We start from the raw sequence: 17,768 nt of genomic DNA on the forward strand, positions 1-17,768 counted from the left end.
TCGTCGTCAGTCGAGCGTGGCGATGAGTTCGACGAATGCGTCGCCGTACCTGTCGAGCTTCGCGGGGCCGACACCGGAGATGCGTGCGAGTTCCTGCTTGGTCGTGGGTGCGGTGCGGGCGATGGCGGCGAGGGTCTTGTTGTCGAACACCACGTAGGCCGGCTTGCCTGCCGCCAGTTCCGTGCGCAGGGACTTGAGGCGTTCGAACCTGGCGGATGCTGATGCGTCGAGGTCCGCAGTGGGGTCGGTCTTCCTCGCTGCCGTGGCCGACGAGGACGCGACCGGGTCGGGCCGGTGCGACGAGATGACCCGCTCGGGCGACGGCTCGTTCGTGAGTTCCTCCACGAACGGGCTCGGTGTCGGCCCCGTGACGACGGTGGCGTGGCGGCTCGCCCGGGTGATCGCGACGTGGAACAGGCGGCGCTCCTCCTCGACGTCTTCGGCGAGGCGGTGCGGGTACTGCTCGGCGTCGGCATGGTGCACGACGACGTGGGGCCACTCCTGGCCCTTGACCCGGTGCACGGTCGACAGCGTGATGCCGTCGGACGATCGGGTGGATGTGAGTGCGGTCCGCAGCCACGATTCGAAGCTGGCCACGTCGTCGTGGAGCGCGGCCAGGTGCTTCAGCGCGGTGAGATCGTCGCCCTGCGCCGACCGGTTCATGCCACGGCGGGTGACGTCGAGACCGGCCACCGAGCCGGCGAGGCCGATCTCGTCGACCAGTGCGATCACCACGTCGGAGGTGGGTGCTCCGCTCTGCACCAGCTTCTGCATGGTCTGGATGTCCGCGGCGTACTCCATCAACCGGTCCACGTCACGATCGTTGTTGAGGCGACCGGCCAGCTTGAACATGTCGACCACGGTCCCCTGCTCGGAGATCCACGACGTGATCCGCGGGTGGAACGACCGCGACGGGCGACGCAGTGACTCCGTGATGTCGCCGGGGAGGAACCGCCCCCGTTCGTCGGTCGACGCGATCCGCAGCCACGCGAGGACGCTGCGCACCGAGGTGCGATCGCAGAACTCCGCTCCGACGCCGCCACTGACGGGGATGCCCTCGCCGACGAGCGCGACCTGGACCGGGGCGAGCACTGCATTGACGCGGGCGAGAACGGCCACGTCGCGAGGGGATGCCCCGGATGCGAGTGCGCCTCGGACGGCGTCCATCGCGTCTCCGACCGGATCGGCGCTCGTCGCGACCGACCATCCACCTGGGTCGGCGGAGTGGGCACGGATGACCTTGTCGACGCGACGCCGATTGTGACGCAGGAGCCGATCCGCGGCGTCGACGATGCCACCCGGGCATCGGTAGTTGACCTCGAGCGGGTGGGCACCGGCGCCGGGGAACAACTCGGCGAAGTCGATCAGCCAGCCCGGATCGGCGCCGTTGTAGCCGTAGATCGTCTGGTCGTCGTCGCCTACGCCGAACACGGCTCCACCGGGAGCCGACAGCAGCCGGATCATCAGCAGGTGGGCCGGTGTGAGGTCCTGGAACTCGTCGACGAGCATCGTGCGACACGCTCGCTGAGCAGCGCGACGCGCAGTGGGGTCCGAGAGCAGGACCATGAGTGCTCGGTACACCTGGTCGTCGAAGTCGACCGCACCGCGACGTTCGAGCGCAGCGCGATAGGCGGGCCAGAAGGCGGCGAACCCGTCGACGTCGCCGTCGTAGCGGGCTTCGGCGTCCGCGGGTGACACCAGACCGAGCCGCACCAGGCTGAGTGCCTCGATCCAGGGGGCGATCGGGTCACTGTTGCGACGCTTCGGGAACGACACCGCATCACCGATGATCCGACGCACGTCGACCTCGTTGATCGTGCGCCACTGTGTGGGCTGGGGAGCGAAGGGAGCCGAACCGTTGACGATGGCGAGAGCGATGGCGTTGAGCGTGCGCACGTGGAGATCGGGCAGATCGGGCGTGCGTTCACGCATCTCCTCCTGCGCCCGCTTGTTGAACGCCACGAGACTGACCGCCGAGGGCGGCAGGTTCCAGTTGCCGAGCAGGTGACGGGCGCGCTCGGTGAGGACGCGGGTCTTGCCCGACCCTGCGGGTGCGATGATCCGCGCGGCGCCGCCGGGATGCGTGACCGCGGCCAACTGGTCGGGCGCCAGATCGGCCTCGCAGACGTTGGTGGTGGCGACAGCAGGTGCGCCGTGCTCGACCGAGACCACGTGGACGACCGGGACACCGTCGATCGGGTCGCCGTATCCGATGGGGCCGGCGTCGAGCCAGACCGCCGTTCCGTCGGCCAGCAGGACGTCACCGACCTCACCCGGCGGCACCGGAGCCAGCCCGGCGGCGAGGGCGACGTCGAGTGCGTCCCAGGTCGGCTGCCCGCGCAGGTCGATCGAGTTCGACCAGAGGAGATGGTGGAGTTCGTCGCCGAGGAACTCGAAATCGGCGCCGACCGCGTACGGTTCCGCTGTGGTCGCGAGCATCGGGATGCGCCCGGCGTCGACCTTGGCGGAGATCTCCGGGTCGACCTCGATCACCAGCCGCTCGCGCCCGGCCGCTGCGGCCCGCAGACGCTCGATCAGCGATGCCGGATCGGCACGGGAGTCGGCGGTGAGCCCCACCCGCGGCACCGTGCTCCACGGCTCGGGTACATCGGCTCCGGCGACCACCACACCATGGCGACCCAGCGCGTCGGGACCGGCGTGCGCCGGCGCCGCACCGCGGACGATCGACTCGGCGGCTGTGACGACCGGAGCGCGCCGCGGCGACGACCCGACCGACCGACGGACGAAGGACGCGCCGGGAGCGATGTCGGACGGCGCCGACCCCCCAGCCGCTGTGCGTCCACCCTCCGATGACGGCGGAGCATGCGCATCGGAGGGGGGCGGGACGTCGTCGCCCGCGTCGACCGTGGTGGCTTCGATGCTCTGCTCACCGTGCTCGATCCAGCAGGAACGGACATCGGCCGGCCGAGCATGTTCGCCGCCGCAGTACGCACACGAGATCGCCATCGACGGCACTGTAGCGAAGGCCCTCGAAACCCGCACACCTGTTCGATCGGAGCGGGTGTGCGTGTCGAGCTCGTCAGCGGAACAGTGAGGTGACCCGGTCGCCGACCTCGGGAATGCCGTAGGTGACGCACAGACCGGCGGCGTTGACCACCAGCATCGCCAGCACCAAGGTCGACACGACGACCGCCCTGCGTCCACGGGGTCCACTCCCCGCTCCGAGTGGTGCGGGCATGTACCAGGCCGGCAGCAGTGCGGCTCCGCGATCGAGACCCCCGAACGGGACGGCGTCGTCGTCGATCACCACGTCGTCGGGGTCGGTGGCGAGAGCCAGGGCCGTCAACTCCTCGTCGGTGAACTCCGGCTCCATGAGCAGATGCTAGGCCAACCCGGATCCGCCAGGGCGTCGGACCGTCGCGACAGCGAGCAGTGGCCGATCGCGGGCGAGCATCACAGGTTCAGGATCCGCTTCGGACCCCAGGCGCAACGACGGGTCGCTGGCGCATGCCGTGTCTCGGCCGCGATCGGCCAGGCGCTTCAAGATAGAGAACGCGCGCTGTGGAATGGAAGAGGGACAAGCCTGTGAATTGCCCTGTGAATTGCGATGGAGTCCTGTGGACCGGTGTGGATTGTGATCGATCTGGCAACATCGCGTCGATGCACCGGATCCTGCCCTCCCCGTCCGAAACCTCGACCATCGAGCAGGCGTACACCGGCCCCCTGGGAACTCGCGAGGATCGGCCGTGGGTCGGTCTGTGCATGGTGGCGTCGCTCGACGGCTCGACCGTCGTCGACGGCGCCTCCGCCGGATTGTCCAGCGAGAACGACTCCGGTGTCCTGCTGCGGCTTCGTGCGCTGGCCGATGTGCTCGTGGTCGGAGCCGGAACGGCACGCGGCGAGGGCTACGGCCCTCCCTCGAAGCCGGGGCAGCGCATCGGCGTGGTGACACGCAGCGGCTCGGTCGACACCTCGAGCGAATTGTTCACGTCGGGCGCTGGATTCGTGATCACGACCTCCACGACGACGTTCGACGAGCGCGGGGTCGACGTGGTGCGCGCCGGCGGCGACGAGGTCGACCTCGCCGCTGCGATGGTGCTCCTCGACGACGTCGCCCCGGGAGCCCGGTACGTGCAGGTGGAGGGAGGACCCTCCCTCAACGGCGCATTCGCCGACGCAGACCTGTTCGACGAATTGAACCTCACCACCTCACCTGCCCTCGTCGGCGGTGACGGACCACGCCTCGTGAGCGGAGCGGGCGACCTGTCCGCTGTCTTCGAGCTGGTCCAGATGATCGTCGACGACGAGGCGTTCGTGTTCAGCCGTTGGCGCCGACGCCGGGGCGTGGCGCCTGCTTCTCCATGAGCTCGAGCTCACGGTGGAAGTCGGCGGCGGCATCGAAGTGCTTGTAGACGCTCGCGAAGCGCAGATAGCTCACGTCGTCGACCGCTCGGAGCTCTTCGAGCACGGCCAACCCGACCACCGCTGAGCTCACCTCGTTACCGTGCAGCCGCAGAGCGTCCTCGATGCGCGTCGCCATCCGGTCGAGGTCGGCGTCGGAGACCTCACGGCCCTTCGTGGCCGCTGCGATCCCGGCAACCAGCTTCGAACGGTCGAACGGCTCGGTCGCCCCCGTGGTCTTGTTCACGCGGAGAGGCGCGTGGTCGACACGTTCGAACGTGGTGAAGCGGTCGGCACAGGTCAGGCACTCTCGACGTCGACGGATTGCCGTGGCGTCCTCGGCCAGTCTCGAGTCGACCACCCGGGTGTCATCGGCACGACACATGGGACACTGCACGTGCCGAGGATACCCGTGTTGGCGATTGTTGAGGGCGCAGCGACCTCCGGCGGACGGACGAGCCTTGCGCCGGACCGCACGTTCGGTCCGCCACCCGACCCCAGTGCGACCGCCTGTTCAGCGTGGAGCGGGAGGCAGATGGATCGCCTGGCCGACGTCGACGACGGTGCCGCCGTTGATCATGACGAGGGCGTCCACGTACCGTTCCCGGGCGACGTCGCCGCGATGGGCATCTGCGATCGACCAGAGCGTGTCGCCTGGACGAGCGACGTGCACGTCGGAGCGGACGGTCGCATCTCGGGCCGTGTCGACGCCCGCACCGTCGAGCACCTCGGCCGAGCCGGGTGCAGCCGCCGACGCCGGTCGGCCCGCGAACCCCGTGGCGACCTGACCGACCAGCCATCCACCCGCGACGATTCCGCACGTCACCACCAGGAGTGCCGCCAGTCGGCGCGCGGCGTAGTTCGGTCGCCTCCCGATCGAACGGCTCGTCCGAGCGGCTGACGGATCCGTCCGACGTCGAACACCGACGGAGTGCTCCGAGACCGGCCAGGCGAACCCACCCGATCGGCCATCGCACCGCACGACACGCCGGTAGCGGCTGGCAGGCCCGCCCACCAACGTGTCGCCGGTGCGATGATCGAGGGTTTCCGTCGTCCGCAGGACGCCGGTGAGATCAGTGGTCATGGTGCTCCCCAACAGAGACGGACGTCGAACGGTGCTGTTCGATTAGGCGAACCGGATCAAACAACTGTTCGACATTCAACACCCGATCGAACGGCGACGTCAACCTGTTCGACCACATTTCTCGAACACCTGTTGCCAGTACAGATGTTTGACTCCGCCTGCGTCGAGCCGTATCGTGTTCGGATGGCCCCACGAATCAGCAAGCGTCAACGTTCGATCCTCGACTTCATCGAACAACAGATGCGCGATCGAGGCTTCCCGCCGTCGGTCCGGGAGATCGGCGATGCCGTCGGGCTGACGTCCCCGTCCACCGTCCACAGCCACCTCAACACGCTCCAGCGACTGGGCTACCTCCGCCGGGACCCCGACAAGCCTCGCGCCATCGAGGTTCGCTTCGACCCGAACAGCGGCGCGGTGATGGACCGTCGGCCCGCGCGTTACGTCCCGCTCGTCGGCGACGTCGCAGCCGGCACCGACGTGCTCGCCGAGGAGAACGTGGAGGAACTGTTGCCGGTTCCGGTCGACTTCACCGGAGAGGGCGAGCTGTTCATGTTGCGCGTCCGTGGCGAATCGATGATCGAGGTCGGGATCATGCACGGCGACTACGTGGTCGCCACGCAGGTCGACCACCCGAACAACGGTGACATCGTGGTGGCCGGCATCCCCGGCGGCGAGGCCACGGTCAAGACCTACGAGCGGTCGGGCGCAATGGTGACGCTCGTCCCGGCCAACCCGTCGATGGAGCCCATGACGTTCCACGCCGACGAAGTCGAGCTCTACGGCAAGGTCGTCACCGTGATGCGCCGCTACTGACCGCTGCCGGCCGGCGTCGCCCGACCGACACTCGCCGCCGCCGACAGTGCGTCGCGTCTTCGAGCTACTCCGGAGGAGCGGGCGGCGGACGTTCCTGAGTGGCGCGGTCCTGTCGGAGGCGCGCCAGGAACTCGGCGTCGGGGGGTGCTGTCTCCGAGGGTTGGTGCCGCGGCGCCGAATCCTGGGGGGCCCATTCGATCGGCTGTGCGCTTCCGGCCGGGTCGATGGGAGCGGCAGGGAACGTCGGCTGTCCCGGGATGTCGGGCCGAGGCGGGGGCGCTGCGGACGGCTGGCGATACTCGGGTTGCCGCGGCGTGACCCACGGCTGTTGCGGCACCGACGCCTGCTGCGGCGGGCCCTGCTGAGGGAACTGCGGCTGGCCGTACACCGGAGGACCCGCCGGGGTACCGGCCTGACCGTACTGCGGCTGTGGTGGCACGGCAGGACCGCCGTACTGCGGCTGCGGTGACACGGGAGGACCGCCGTACTGCGGGGGGCCACTCTGTTGCCCGTAGACCGGTGGACCCTGCGGGACGGCTCCGGGCACGAACACGCCCGGCTGTTGATGCGCAGCGGGGTTCCACTGGCCGGCAGCGACCGTGGCCGACGTCTTGCGCGATCCGTTCAGGACCAACGCCAGCCCGACCAGCAGACCGATCAGGCCCGCCGCGACCGCACCGATCCGGAGCGCCGCCACACCGTCGTTCGGGTCGCGCCCGACTGCGACGGCGAACACGTCGTCGACACCCTCGGCCTCGACTCGGATCACGTGGTCGTCGGTGTCCTCGATCTCGACACTCCCGATGGCCACCCCACGGAAGTTCCCCTCGTCGTACTCGACGTCACCGGAGATGCTGTCGAAGTCGATCTCGTTGCTGTCGGGGTCGAAGAGCATGATGTCGACGTCGGGAGCGTCACCGTCGGAGTTGTCGAACGCGCCTTCGACGTCGCAGGTGCCACGGACGCCGTCGAGCGTTCCCGCCGTCTCGAGGAAGAGCAGATACTCGCCGGGCTCGATGAAGTCGAGGGTGGTGTCGCAGCCGATCGGAGCGCGTGCGAAGCTCTCGACGGTGTTGCTGCGGCGCTGCGATGCACCGTTCCACAGCAGAACTGCTCCCACCAGTCCTGCGACGATCGAGATCGCACCGAGCGCAATCCAGACGCCGCGCCGTGACGATGATCCGCTCATGTCGACTCGTTCCTCGTGTGCCGCCGCAGCCGTTCCGCGACGAGTTCGATCTGATCGTCTGGTTGTACCACGGCCACGCGAACGTGGCGCGCACCCGCGGATCCGTAGAACTCGCCGGGACTCACCACGGCGCCCGAGGCATGGCCGAGTCGCGAGGCGTAGTCCCAGCCGTCGTCGGTGGGGATCCAGAGGTAGAACCCGCCGTCGGGCGTTCGGACCTCTTCGCCGGACCAGTCGCTCAGCACACCGGCCATGAGGTCCATGCGACGTCGGTAGCGGTCTCGCTGGACCTCGACGTGCTCGTCGTCGTCGAGGGCGACCACGGCCGCCGTCTGCACCGGGCCCGGCACCATGAGACCGGCGTGCTGACGCACGGATCGGAGGTAGTGGACGATCTCGGTGTCGCCCGCGTAGAAACCCGCCCGGGCCCCTGCGAAGTTCGAGCGCTTCGAGAGCGAGTGGACGGCGACCACGCCGTCGAGTCCGTGTTCGAGGATCGTGCGCCCTCGCGACGCCCACGTGAACTCGATGTAGCACTCGTCGGAGAACACCGGCACGTCGTGGGCGCGACCCCAGCGGGCCGCTGCACCGAGGTCGTCGAGTCGGCCCGTCGGGTTGCCGGGGCTGTTGGTCCACAGCAGCAGTGCGCGTTCGGCATCGGTCGGATCGATCGCGTCGAGATCCATCGCACCGTCGGCGCGGAAGGGCACCGGCACGGCCCGACACCCGGCGAGCGTGGCACCCATCTCGTAGCTCGGGTAGGAGATCGCAGGGAACAGCACGGTGTCGCGCTCGGGTGTCCGCAGCGACATGAACTGCGGGAGGAGCGCGACGAATTCCTTCGAACCGACGGTGGCGGCGACGTTGTCGGCCGGAACGTCGACGTCGAAGCGTCGCGCGAACCAGCGTGACGCCGCGGCGCGGTAGGCGGGTGTGCCCATGCTCGGCGGGTAGGAACGCTCGGCATTGCTCGTGGCCAGAGCCGTGACGACGGCATCCGGGGGCGCATCGAAGGGGGTCCCGATCGAGAGGTCGACGATCGTGTCGTGACGTTCGAGGATCTGCACCTTGAGGTCGTCGAGCCGTGCGTAGGGGTACGGGGGCGGAACGAAGCCGGTCACGCAGTGGCCTCCTGCGTCGACACGACGAACTCGCCGAGACGTCCGGCCGAGGCATCGGACAGACGAGCTCGCACGGTCCACCCCGTCTCGTCGTCGGTGGTCGACACGATCTCGCCCTCGCGGTGCACGGATGCCATGACGTCGCCACGGTCGTACGGGACGAACAGGTCGTAGACGACGGCGAGGGCACGCAGACGGTCGCCGATCGCACGGAGGAAGTCGTCGAGGCCCTCCCCCGTCGCTGCACTCACCACCACGGAGTCGGTGAACTCCGCGAGCAGGTCCTTGGCCGCCGCCGGATCCAGGTCGGCCTTGTTGATCACGAGGAGTTCGGGTACCTCGGCTGCGTCGATCTCGCGCAGCACCTCGTGGACGGCGTCGATCTGACCGTGTGGGTCGGGAGCGCTCGCGTCGACGACGTGGACCAGGTAGTCGGCCTGGGCGGCGACCTCGAGGGTGCCCTTGAACGATTCCACGAGCCCGTGCGGCAGCCGACTGATGAACCCGACGGTGTCGGTGAGCAGCACCGGCTCGCCTCCGGGAAGCGCGAGTCGACGCGTCGTCGGGTCGAGGGTGGCGAACAGACGGTCCTCGCTGAGCACACCGGAGTCGGTGAGCCGGTTGAGCAACGTCGACTTGCCGGCGTTGGTGTAGCCGACGATCGCCACCGAGGCGAGTCCGCTGCGGCCGCGCCCCTGGCGCTGCAGAGCTCGCGTCTCGGAGAGGGCGGCGAGGTCACGCTCGAGCTTCGTGATGCGCCGCATGATCCTGCGTCGGTCGGTCTCGAGCTTCGTCTCACCCGAACCGAACCGGCCGCCCACGCCGCCGCGTTGCTGCGACATCTTGGCGTTGGCCCCTCGACGCAGACGGGGCAGGCGATAGCGCAGCAGTGCCAGTTCGACCTGGGCCTTGCCCTCCATGGTGTGGGCGTTCTGGCCGAAGATGTCGAGGATCACCGCCGTGCGATCGAGCGCGGTTCGCCCGAGCAGCTTCTCCAGTTTGAACTGTTGGGACGGTGCGAGTTCGTTGTCGAACACGACCGTGTCCGCGTCGAGCGCCAGGCACAGTTCTTTCAGTTCCTCGACCTTGCCCTTGCCGATGTACCACGTGTGGTCGGGTGCGTCGCGCCGTTGGACGAGGCGGGCCACCTCGTCGGCTCCTGCGGTGTCGACCAGCAGCGCCAGTTCGTCGAGGCTCGCATCGACGGACTCGTCGGAGTCGCCGGGCAGTGCCACGGCGACGAGCACGATCTTCTCCCTGATCGTGCGGTCGATCAGCGTTCCGGCGAGCGCCTCGTTGTACGGGGTGTTCGGTGAGCCGGGGCTCTGGGCGTTGGTGTCCGTCACGCGTGTTCGACCTCGATGGTTGCGATGTGGGTGGCCGGCCCGGTCAGGATCGCCCGGGGCGGGGTGCTCTCGTCGAACGTCACGACGGCGTCTCCGCCGTCCATGTGGACGATCACTTCCGGCTCGATCGGCGGAACGAGTCCCCACGACCGAGCTGCGAACGCCGACGCACAGGCTCCGGTGCCGCACGCTGCGGTGATGCCGGCGCCACGCTCGTGGACCCGCATCGTGATGGCGTTGGACTCGGGGCCGGGCTCGACGATCTCCAGATTCACGTGCGGGATGCGGCCGCCGAGGTCGTGGAGATCGACCATCGCGACCTCGTCGACGCCCACGACCGAGTGCGGGTTGCCGAGGCTGAGGTGAGCGACCGGTCGGTCCGGGTGGCACTCGACCGCGGCCCAGCCAGATGGTTCGGCCAGCGGCTCGACCGGCCCCATCTCCACCTGCGCCATGATCGTGGCGGGGTCGTCGGTCGCCGAGAGCGTGACGACCTTCTCACCGGCGTCGGTGAGGATCAGCTGTGGGCCGAGGTCGCCGCGCCGGGCGGCGACCGCCTGTGCGAAACATCGGATGCCGTTGCCGCTCATCTCCGCGGTCGAACCGTCGCCGTTGTACAGCGTCATCCTGGCGGCGTAGCCGTCCTCGGTGTCGGCGACGAGCAGCCCGTCCGCTCCGATCCCCGTTCGGCGGTCACAGAGCCGACGTGCGAACGCAGGCAGATCCGTGACCCCCTGCTGGCCCGGATGGAACACCACCAGGAAATCGTTGCCCAGACCGTGGTGCTTGGTGAGCGTGAGTGCGGTCATCGGGTCAAGGCCTCCATCACGACGGGCACGACCTCGGCGATCGGGTCGTGCTCGACATCGATCCAGCGTACGCGTGGATCCCGCCGGAACCATCGGTCCTGACGGACCGCGAACTGTCGCGTGCGGGTGATGATCGTGTCGATCGCCTCATCCTTGCTGATCCGTCCTTCCAGGTGATCCACGATTTCCTTGTACCCGAGCGCCTGGCCCGCCGAACGCGACATGCCGGCCTCGTGCAGCACAGCGACCTCGTCGACGAGACCCGCACCGATCATCGCGCGGACCCGCTCGGCGATTCGCTCGGCGAGCAGGGGACGCGGTCGGCGCACTCCGATCTGTTCGACCGGTGACGGTGGGTACGTGTCGACGCCGGGACCGAAGGAGCTGAACGGGCGTCCCGATCCGAGTGTGACCTCGAGCGAACGCACCACTCGCCGCCGGTTGCCCGGCTCCATCCTGCTCGCGGCGAGCGGATCGAGTTCGGTGAGGCGTCGGTGCAGCCCCTCGGTGTCCGGGTCCGCCTCGAGTTCGATGCGGATGTCGTCGAACTGTCCGGGGAGGTCGAAGTCGTCGATCACCACACGGTGGTACAGGCCGGTTCCGCCCACGAGCAACGCTGCTGCGCTCTTCGAACCGATGTCGGTGACCGCCGCGTCGTGAGCCGCCTTGAAGTCGCCGACGGTGAAGTCCACGGATGCGTCGACGAGGTCGATGCAGTGGTGGCGGACCTCGCCCTGTTCGGCATGCGTCGGTTTGGCGGTGCCGATGTCCATCCCCCGGTACACCTGCATGCTGTCGACCGAGACGATTTCGACCGGCGTGTCGCTGCGTGCGCCACGTCGGGCGACCTCCATCGCCACCGCCGACTTGCCCGACGCCGTCGAACCGACGATCGCGACTCGTCGGATCCCCGTCAGGTCGGTCATCGCCGTCCCGTTCCGCTCCGGTCCGGCGCGCTCCGGTCGGGGCGGGTCCGATGCGGACGTGAGGACGAACTCAGAGCTGTTCACCCTCGGCGATGCGCTGATGATGGTGGATGACCTCGGCGACGACGAAGCGGAGGAACTTCTCGGTGAAGACCGGATCGAGACCGGATTCCTCGGCGAGCGACCGGAGTCGGGCGATCTGGAGTTCTTCGCGGCCGGGATCGGCGGCGGCCAGATCGGCCTGCTTCTTGTAGCGCCCGACCGCCTTGGTGATCTTGAACCGCTCGGCCAGCAGGTGGACGAGCGCCGCGTCGATGTTGTCGATGCTCGAGCGGTACTCGGCGAGCTGCTCGTCGTGCTGGTCGGCACTCATCGGACTCGGGCTCCCACGACCCGATCCTCGGCGGCCACGGCATCGGGCGTCACGGGATCGGCCATCAGACGGAGGCTACGGGAATCCGCACCGTGTGTCGGGCGTCGGCGACGTGCTCGACGAATCGGCCGATCAGGTGATGTGCGGCGGCTCGGGTCACCTCGACGGTCGCGTAACTCCCCGTCCGCAGGCGCCGTTCCATGTCGGCCGGCGGTGCGAAGTGGACGAGCTTGTTCTGGCGGGTCCGGCCCGACAACACACCCGGGTCCTTCTTCGACGGACCTTCCACGAGCACTTCCTCGATGCGACCGACACGCGCCTGGTGCTTGGCGACCGCCGACCGCTCGACGACGATCCGCAGTCGTTCGAATCGTTCCCCCGCAACGGCCGGATCGACGAAGTCGGACTCCATTCCGGCGGCCTCGGTGCCCTCGCGCGGCGAGAACAGGAAGGTGTAGGCGTAGTCGTACTCCGCCGCCGCCGCGACCTCCAGGGTGCGCTCGAAGTCGTCGTCCGTCTCCCCCGGGAATCCGACGATGATGTCCGTCGACACGGCGAGATCCGGGATCGTCGCACGCGCCTCGGCGAGGCGCTCCAGGTACCGCTCGGCGGTGTACCCGCGATGCATCAGCGCCAACACCCGGTCGCTGCCCGACTGCAGCGGGTAGTGCAGGTGCTCACAGACCGCCGCCGTCTCGGCCATCGCCGCGAACGTGTCGGGCCGCATGTCCTTCGGGTGCGGGCTGGTGTACCGGACGCGACGGATCCCGTCCACCCGTCCGACGTCGCGCAGCAGGTCGGAGAACAGTGGTCGCAGACGCGCCGACTCGTCGCCGGCCTGGCGTGCGGCGAGCTGCAGGTCACGGCCGTAGCTGTTGACATTCTGGCCGAGCAGCGTGACCTCGGTGACTCCGTCGGCCGCGAGTTGTTCGACCTCGGCCACGATGTCGGCGTACGGGCGGCTCATCTCCTCACCGCGCACGGCCGGAACGATGCAGAACGCGCAATGGTTGTCGCACCCGATCTGGATCGTGACCCAGCTGTTGTACGCCTTCTGGCGTTGCACGGGCAGAGCCGACGGGAACATCGCGTGGTCGTCGACCACCGCGGCCTCGAGGATCTCGGTGATCGGCGCGTCCGACGACCGAGCGGCCTCGAGCAGTTCCGCGGCGCGGTGGACGTTGTGGGTCCCCATGACCACGTCGACGTGGCCGGCACGAGCCGCGACCTTGTCCTGGTCCTTCTGGGCGAGGCATCCCGAGACGACGATCTGACGGCCGTCCTTCTCGGCCTTCCACGTCTTGAGGTGCCCGAGGTTCCCGTACAGCTTGTTGTCGGCGTTCTCGCGGATGCAGCAGGTGTTCAGGACCACGACGTCGGCATCGGAGTCGGAATCGGCTCGGACGAGTCCGTCGGCTTCGAGCAGGCCGGCGATCCGTTCGGAGTCGTGTTCGTTCATCTGGCAGCCGTACGTGTGCACGACGTACCTGCGCCGCGCGTCCCCGGGCGACACGCTCTCGGGTCGCTCGCCGGCGAGCTGGTCGTCGTGTGGCCGGTCGGTCATGGACCCAGGCTAGGAACCGATGAAGCGGATGCAGAGGGGATAGCGGTACCGCTCCCCCTTGTTGGCTCGGACTGCCGCGATGACCGCGAACACCAGGGACCCGATCGACACGGCGAAGATCAACGCGAAGAACCCGAAGAAGACACTGATGCCGAGCCCGAAGCCGGCGCCGGTCGTGGCCGTGTCGTCGGAAGTGCCGAGCAGGCCGCCTGCGGCGAGACCGACGAACATCGCAACGAATCCGACGAGGTAGACGATGGCGAAGGTGATCTGGAAGTTGAGCGCCTCACGCGCATGGTGACGGGTCTCGGGGCGCTTCTCGTCATCGCTGATCAGGTACAGCACGAGCGGCAGGATGAATCCACCCAGCAGAGCGCCGAGGTGAGACAGCGTCGCCAGCATCCGGTCGTTGCCGTCGGGAGCCACGGGCCCCCACGCGGTGCCATCCCACCAGCGCTGACCGCGTCCGTCGAAGTACCACCCGGGAACGACGCTCGGCGCGGACGGCGGTGGACCCGGGGGTGGCGCGAACTCACTCACACCACGATCGTAGGCCTGGCCGCCGGAGCCGACGGTCGCAACGAGCGGGTTCGGCCCACCGGTATGGTTCGTCTTCGTGATCGCCATCTTCCAAGCCGAGAACTTCACCCTCTACCGGATCCTCTACCTGGTCCACATCGTCTCGATCGTGGCGGCGTTCGGGCCGTTGTTCCTCTATCCGCGGATGCAGCGCGCAGGAGAGACGTCGGCGATCGCAGCGCTCCACATGAAGCTGGTCTTCCCGGCCCTCGTCGTCCTCTGGGTGGCCGGCATGGGCATGGCCGGTGTCGGCAAGTTCGCCCTCGCCGAGATGTGGTGGATCACGATCACGATCGTCCTGTGGCTCGCGGCTCTGGCGGTGAGCTGGTTCCTGATCCGCCCGGCCATCGCCGACTCGTCGGAGGACTCCACGAAGAAGATGTCGATGGGCATCGGGATCACCCACCTCGTCTTCGTGACGAGCCTCTGGCTGATGATCTTCAAGCCGTTCGTCGACGGCACCTACGTCATCAACACCTGACCGCGCTGGGTCCTCGGATCAGTGTGAGCCCTGGACCGCGATTTCGCGGTCACGGTCTCACACTTCGCCAACTCGAACCCGTTCGATCCAGCATCTGTGAGTTGTCGACCGCGAGATCGCGGTCCGGGGCTCACAGCGAGTCCGGCCGTGGTGTCGACGATCCGGACTTTCCCACGTTCGACGTGCGTGAGCGCAGACGCGCAACGACCCGGTCACTCCACCTGGGCGGAATGTCCGGGCCGTTCGCTCCGTGGGATCGTTTGCTGTGGTCTGCGTGACGCCTTCGGCTGTCCCGACCGCCTCAAGCGTCACGCACACCGGAGCGTTTGTGCTCAGTCGAGGGCGATGGGCTGCTCGTCGGCCTCGCTGAAGACATCGTCGGCCTCGACCTCGTCGATCTCGACGCCTTCTTCGACGGCGTTCGGATCCTTCTTGAGGCCGGCGGCGATCAGCACCTTGTCGCTGATCTCCATCATCACCTCGGGGTTGGTGCGCAGGTAGTCCTTCGCCTTCTCCCGACCCTGACCCAGTTGTTCACCTTCGTAGGTGAACCACGCACCGGACTTCTTGACGATGCTCAGGTCGACCGACAGATCGAGCAGTGAGCCCTCGCGACTGATGCCCTTGCCGTACATGATGTCGAACTCGGCCTGCTTGAAGGGCGGCGCCACCTTGTTCTTGACGACCTTGACCCGAGTGCGGTTGCCGACGGCATCGGTGCCGTCCTTGAGCGTTTCGATGCGACGGATGTCGAGACGCACCGACGAGTAGAACTTGAGCGCCCGGCCGCCGGGGGTGGTCTCGGGCGACCCGAACATCACACCGATCTTCTCCCGCAGCTGGTTGATGAAGATGCAGATCGTGTCGGTCTTGGAGAGGTTGCCGGTGAGCTTGCGCAGTGCCTGGCTCATCAGGCGGGCCTGGAGCCCGACGTGGGTGTCACCCATCTCACCTTCGATCTCCGCGCGAGGCGTGAGCGCTGCAACGGAGTCGACCACGACCACGTCGATCGCACCGGAGCGGGTGAGCATGTCGCAGATCTCCAAGGCCTGTTCACCCGTGTCGGGCTGCGAGATGAGGAGCTGATCGACATCCACACCGATGGCTGCGGCGTACACCGGGTCCATGGCGTGCTCGGCGTCGATGTAGGCACACACACCGCCGTTGCGCTGCGCTTCGGCCACGACGTGCATGGCGAGGGTGGACTTGCCGGAGGACTCCGGGCCGTAGATCTCGGTGACACGGCCACGTGGCAGGCCTCCGACCCCCAGCGCGAGGTCGAGCGCCAAGGCCCCGGTCGGGATGACCTTGATGTTCATGTTGGTGCGGTCGCCCATCTTCATGATGGCCCCCGTACCGAACTGCTTGTCGATCTGCTGCAGTGCCATGTCGAGTGCTTTGGAGCGGTCGTTCTGCTTGGCCATGTCGTGTCTCTCTTTCGTTGCGTTCACGGTGGGTGAAGGGGTTGTGCATCTCATTCAAGCGAAGGGGTACTCCAGAGTTTCTCCGGGGCCGACCGTGGGACGCCGTCGTGGTGATGCGGAACTTCACCGGTGTGATTCGAGATCGTACACAACGAACAGCCGTTCGGGCAAGTATCGATCGAACGAACGGCGTACACGGGCCGAGGGGCACGCGAGCCGCGGGGTCAGTCGGCGTCGGGAACCGCACCGGAATCGAGCTCCGCACCGCCCGATCGCTCCAGGTGCTCGAGGACGAAGTGCTCCGGCTCCACCGGGCGCATCAGGAGATCGACGCCCTGCCACATCGTGTACGACATCGGATACAGCACGACGGGGAGGACGATGCCGGCGGCGAGGAACACGACCATCATCGGCACGACACGCACCTCGGGCCACGTGAACGCCAGAACGACGCCGAGCGCCAGGATCAGCGGACCCAGGACGATGACGGCCGCCATGGCAGCGGCACCGAGTTCGAAGCCCACGTCGCCGCGCCTCCACTTCAAGCCGCACGTGCGACACGCGGGTCCCTTCGAGAACCACGAGGTGAAGAAAGCACCGCGACCACCACACCACGGGCACCGACGCATCGCCCCACGAAGCAACATCCTCGCGAGACTCGATCGCGTCATGTTCGCAGCGTAGGGCTGCGTTTGGCAGACTCTCCCGGTGCGTCGTTCCGTCGGTGGCCTGATCCTGCTCGCCTCCGGCGCCCTGTTCGCCCTGGCGATCAGCGTGTTCTGGCTCGATCGCGTGGCGTTCACGCCCGACGTCGACACCGACGCCACCTACTCGATCATGGGCGACGAGGACATCCGGTTGCAGTTGGCGAGCATCGTCGCCGGCGCGACCGCGAGCGATCTCGGCATGTCGGCGAACGACCTGCGCGACTTCGTCGTGTCGATCACGAGGATCCGCGACGGGGCGACCGAGATGCGCCAGTTCACCGCCGACGCACATGCGCGCCTGATCGGCGATCGCGACGAACCCGTCGACATCACCCCCGCCGAACAGGTGCAGATCACCCGGACCGAACGTGCTGCCGTGCTCCCGGCGATCCGACTCCCCGTCGAGCAGGTGGGTGCCGTGGCCGTGATCGCGTCGGTCACCACGTGGTTCTGGTTGATCTCGTTCGGTCTCGGCGTGCTCGCGCTGCTGCTCGGGATCATCCTGCGACCCGAACGGGGTGAACTGGCCTTCGCCTTCGGCGCCGGATCCGCGACCACCGGCGCGTTGCTCTTCCTGTTCGGATACCTCGTCCCGGCGTTCGTGCTCCCGTCGATCTCCGACGACACGTGGATGGGCGTGTTCCCCCAACTCGCGAAACACCGGTTCTCGGCGACCCTGATCGGTGCGTTCGCGTTCGTCGCCGTCGGCGGGGCGACGATCCTGCTCACCAGCGGTCGCCGCCAACGTCGTCAGCGCTCCACGCCCCTCGCCACGTCGCGATACCGCGATCAGCGCAGCTGGAGCTGAGAACGACGACAGCCCACTCCGAGGAGCGGGCTGTCGTGGAACCACGTGGGTGGCTCGTTGCTCGTGCTTCTTTGTTGGTGCTTCCCCTGGGACTTGAACCCAGAACCAATGGATTAAGAGTCCACTGCTCTGCCAATTGAGCTAGAGAAGCAATGCGGCGATCGAGGCTACCGGCCTCGACG

Annotated in this window: 18 protein-coding genes and 1 tRNA gene; 4 read left to right on the forward strand and 15 right to left on the reverse strand. The window is 67.9% G+C overall.

Annotated features, from left to right (window positions below; translation table 11 throughout):
• Positions 1-6: 6 nt before the first annotated feature.
• Together ABJK40_RS03650 and ABJK40_RS03655 are read right to left on the reverse strand one after the other, a co-directional pair.
• Positions 7-2,967 carry an ATP-dependent DNA helicase UvrD2 gene (locus ABJK40_RS03650; protein WP_348478795.1) on the reverse strand — a complete coding sequence of 987 codons (2,961 nt, stop codon included), beginning with the start codon at positions 2,965-2,967 and terminating at the stop codon, positions 7-9.
• A 73-nt stretch (positions 2,968-3,040) separates the two neighbouring features.
• Entirely contained in the window at positions 3,041-3,334 is a 294-nt protein-coding gene (locus tag ABJK40_RS03655) for a hypothetical protein (protein WP_348478796.1), read from the reverse strand.
• A 287-nt stretch (positions 3,335-3,621) separates the two neighbouring features.
• Between ABJK40_RS03655 and ABJK40_RS03660 the strand changes: the two genes are divergently transcribed.
• Entirely contained in the window at positions 3,622-4,326 is a 705-nt protein-coding gene (locus ABJK40_RS03660; protein ID WP_348478797.1) for a dihydrofolate reductase family protein, read from the forward strand.
• Here ABJK40_RS03660 and nrdR read toward each other — a convergent pair.
• A complete protein-coding gene (nrdR, locus tag ABJK40_RS03665; RefSeq protein ID WP_348478798.1) occupies positions 4,280-4,759 on the reverse strand; it encodes a transcriptional regulator NrdR in 480 nt (159 codons plus the stop codon). The two genes, ABJK40_RS03660 and nrdR, sit on opposite strands and share 47 nt — an antisense overlap.
• A gap of 117 nt (positions 4,760-4,876) precedes the next feature.
• On the reverse strand, positions 4,877-5,446 hold the full coding sequence (locus ABJK40_RS03670) for a LysM domain-containing protein (RefSeq protein ID WP_348478799.1): 570 nt from the start codon (positions 5,444-5,446) through the stop codon (positions 4,877-4,879).
• A gap of 183 nt (positions 5,447-5,629) precedes the next feature.
• On the opposite strand from ABJK40_RS03670, the gene lexA reads away from it, so the two are divergent.
• On the forward strand, positions 5,630-6,259 hold the full coding sequence (gene lexA, locus ABJK40_RS03675) for a transcriptional repressor LexA (RefSeq protein ID WP_348478800.1): 630 nt from the start codon (positions 5,630-5,632) through the stop codon (positions 6,257-6,259).
• Between the two features lie 64 nt (positions 6,260-6,323).
• Here lexA and ABJK40_RS03680 read toward each other — a convergent pair whose 3' ends face one another.
• The 8 genes from ABJK40_RS03680 to ABJK40_RS03715 form a co-directional block, all read right to left on the reverse strand.
• Positions 6,324-7,448 (reverse strand): hypothetical protein, encoded by a 1,125-nt coding sequence (locus ABJK40_RS03680; RefSeq protein ID WP_348478801.1) that lies wholly within the window; start codon positions 7,446-7,448, stop codon positions 6,324-6,326.
• Entirely contained in the window at positions 7,445-8,569 is a 1,125-nt protein-coding gene (locus ABJK40_RS03685) for an aminotransferase class I/II-fold pyridoxal phosphate-dependent enzyme (protein ID WP_348478802.1), read from the reverse strand. The genes ABJK40_RS03680 and ABJK40_RS03685 overlap by 4 nt, the downstream gene beginning before the upstream one ends.
• Positions 8,566-9,915, reverse strand: a complete 1,350-nt coding sequence (gene hflX, locus ABJK40_RS03690) for a GTPase HflX (protein WP_348478803.1) — start codon at positions 9,913-9,915, stop codon at positions 8,566-8,568. Before hflX ends, ABJK40_RS03685 begins: the two co-directional genes overlap by 4 nt.
• A complete protein-coding gene (gene dapF / locus ABJK40_RS03695) occupies positions 9,912-10,724 on the reverse strand; it encodes a diaminopimelate epimerase (protein ID WP_348478804.1) in 813 nt (270 codons plus the stop codon). Before dapF ends, hflX begins: the two co-directional genes overlap by 4 nt.
• On the reverse strand, positions 10,721-11,650 hold the full coding sequence (gene miaA, locus ABJK40_RS03700; protein WP_348478805.1) for a tRNA (adenosine(37)-N6)-dimethylallyltransferase MiaA: 930 nt from the start codon (positions 11,648-11,650) through the stop codon (positions 10,721-10,723). Before miaA ends, dapF begins: the two co-directional genes overlap by 4 nt.
• Before the next feature lie 70 nt (positions 11,651-11,720).
• Positions 11,721-12,023 (reverse strand): chorismate mutase, encoded by a 303-nt coding sequence (locus ABJK40_RS03705; RefSeq protein WP_348478806.1) that lies wholly within the window; start codon positions 12,021-12,023, stop codon positions 11,721-11,723.
• A 64-nt stretch (positions 12,024-12,087) separates the two neighbouring features.
• Positions 12,088-13,587: a tRNA (N6-isopentenyl adenosine(37)-C2)-methylthiotransferase MiaB gene (gene miaB / locus ABJK40_RS03710; RefSeq protein ID WP_348478807.1), complete on the reverse strand. Its 1,500-nt coding sequence runs from the start codon at positions 13,585-13,587 to the stop codon at positions 12,088-12,090.
• Between the two features lie 9 nt (positions 13,588-13,596).
• On the reverse strand, positions 13,597-14,127 hold the full coding sequence (locus ABJK40_RS03715; protein WP_348478808.1) for a DUF4870 domain-containing protein: 531 nt from the start codon (positions 14,125-14,127) through the stop codon (positions 13,597-13,599).
• Positions 14,128-14,203: 76 nt separating this feature from the next.
• Between ABJK40_RS03715 and ABJK40_RS03720 the strand changes: the two genes are divergently transcribed.
• On the forward strand, positions 14,204-14,647 hold the full coding sequence (locus ABJK40_RS03720) for a hypothetical protein (RefSeq protein ID WP_348478809.1): 444 nt from the start codon (positions 14,204-14,206) through the stop codon (positions 14,645-14,647).
• A 332-nt stretch (positions 14,648-14,979) separates the two neighbouring features.
• Here ABJK40_RS03720 and recA read toward each other — a convergent pair whose 3' ends face one another.
• Both recA and ABJK40_RS03730 read right to left on the reverse strand, forming a co-directional pair.
• On the reverse strand, positions 14,980-16,071 hold the full coding sequence (recA, locus tag ABJK40_RS03725; RefSeq protein ID WP_348478810.1) for a recombinase RecA: 1,092 nt from the start codon (positions 16,069-16,071) through the stop codon (positions 14,980-14,982).
• A gap of 224 nt (positions 16,072-16,295) precedes the next feature.
• Entirely contained in the window at positions 16,296-16,742 is a 447-nt protein-coding gene (locus ABJK40_RS03730; protein WP_348478811.1) for a DUF983 domain-containing protein, read from the reverse strand.
• A gap of 37 nt (positions 16,743-16,779) precedes the next feature.
• Here ABJK40_RS03730 and ABJK40_RS03735 point away from each other — a divergent pair, with 37 nt between their 5' ends.
• Entirely contained in the window at positions 16,780-17,586 is an 807-nt protein-coding gene (locus ABJK40_RS03735) for a hypothetical protein (RefSeq protein WP_348478812.1), read from the forward strand.
• Between the two features lie 75 nt (positions 17,587-17,661).
• Here ABJK40_RS03735 and ABJK40_RS03740 read toward each other — a convergent pair.
• Positions 17,662-17,737 (reverse strand) — tRNA-Lys (locus ABJK40_RS03740).
• Between the last annotated feature and the right edge of the window lie 31 nt (positions 17,738-17,768).

This window comes from Ilumatobacter sp., assembly GCF_039969435.1.
Classification (GTDB): domain Bacteria; phylum Actinomycetota; class Acidimicrobiia; order Acidimicrobiales; family Ilumatobacteraceae; genus Ilumatobacter_A.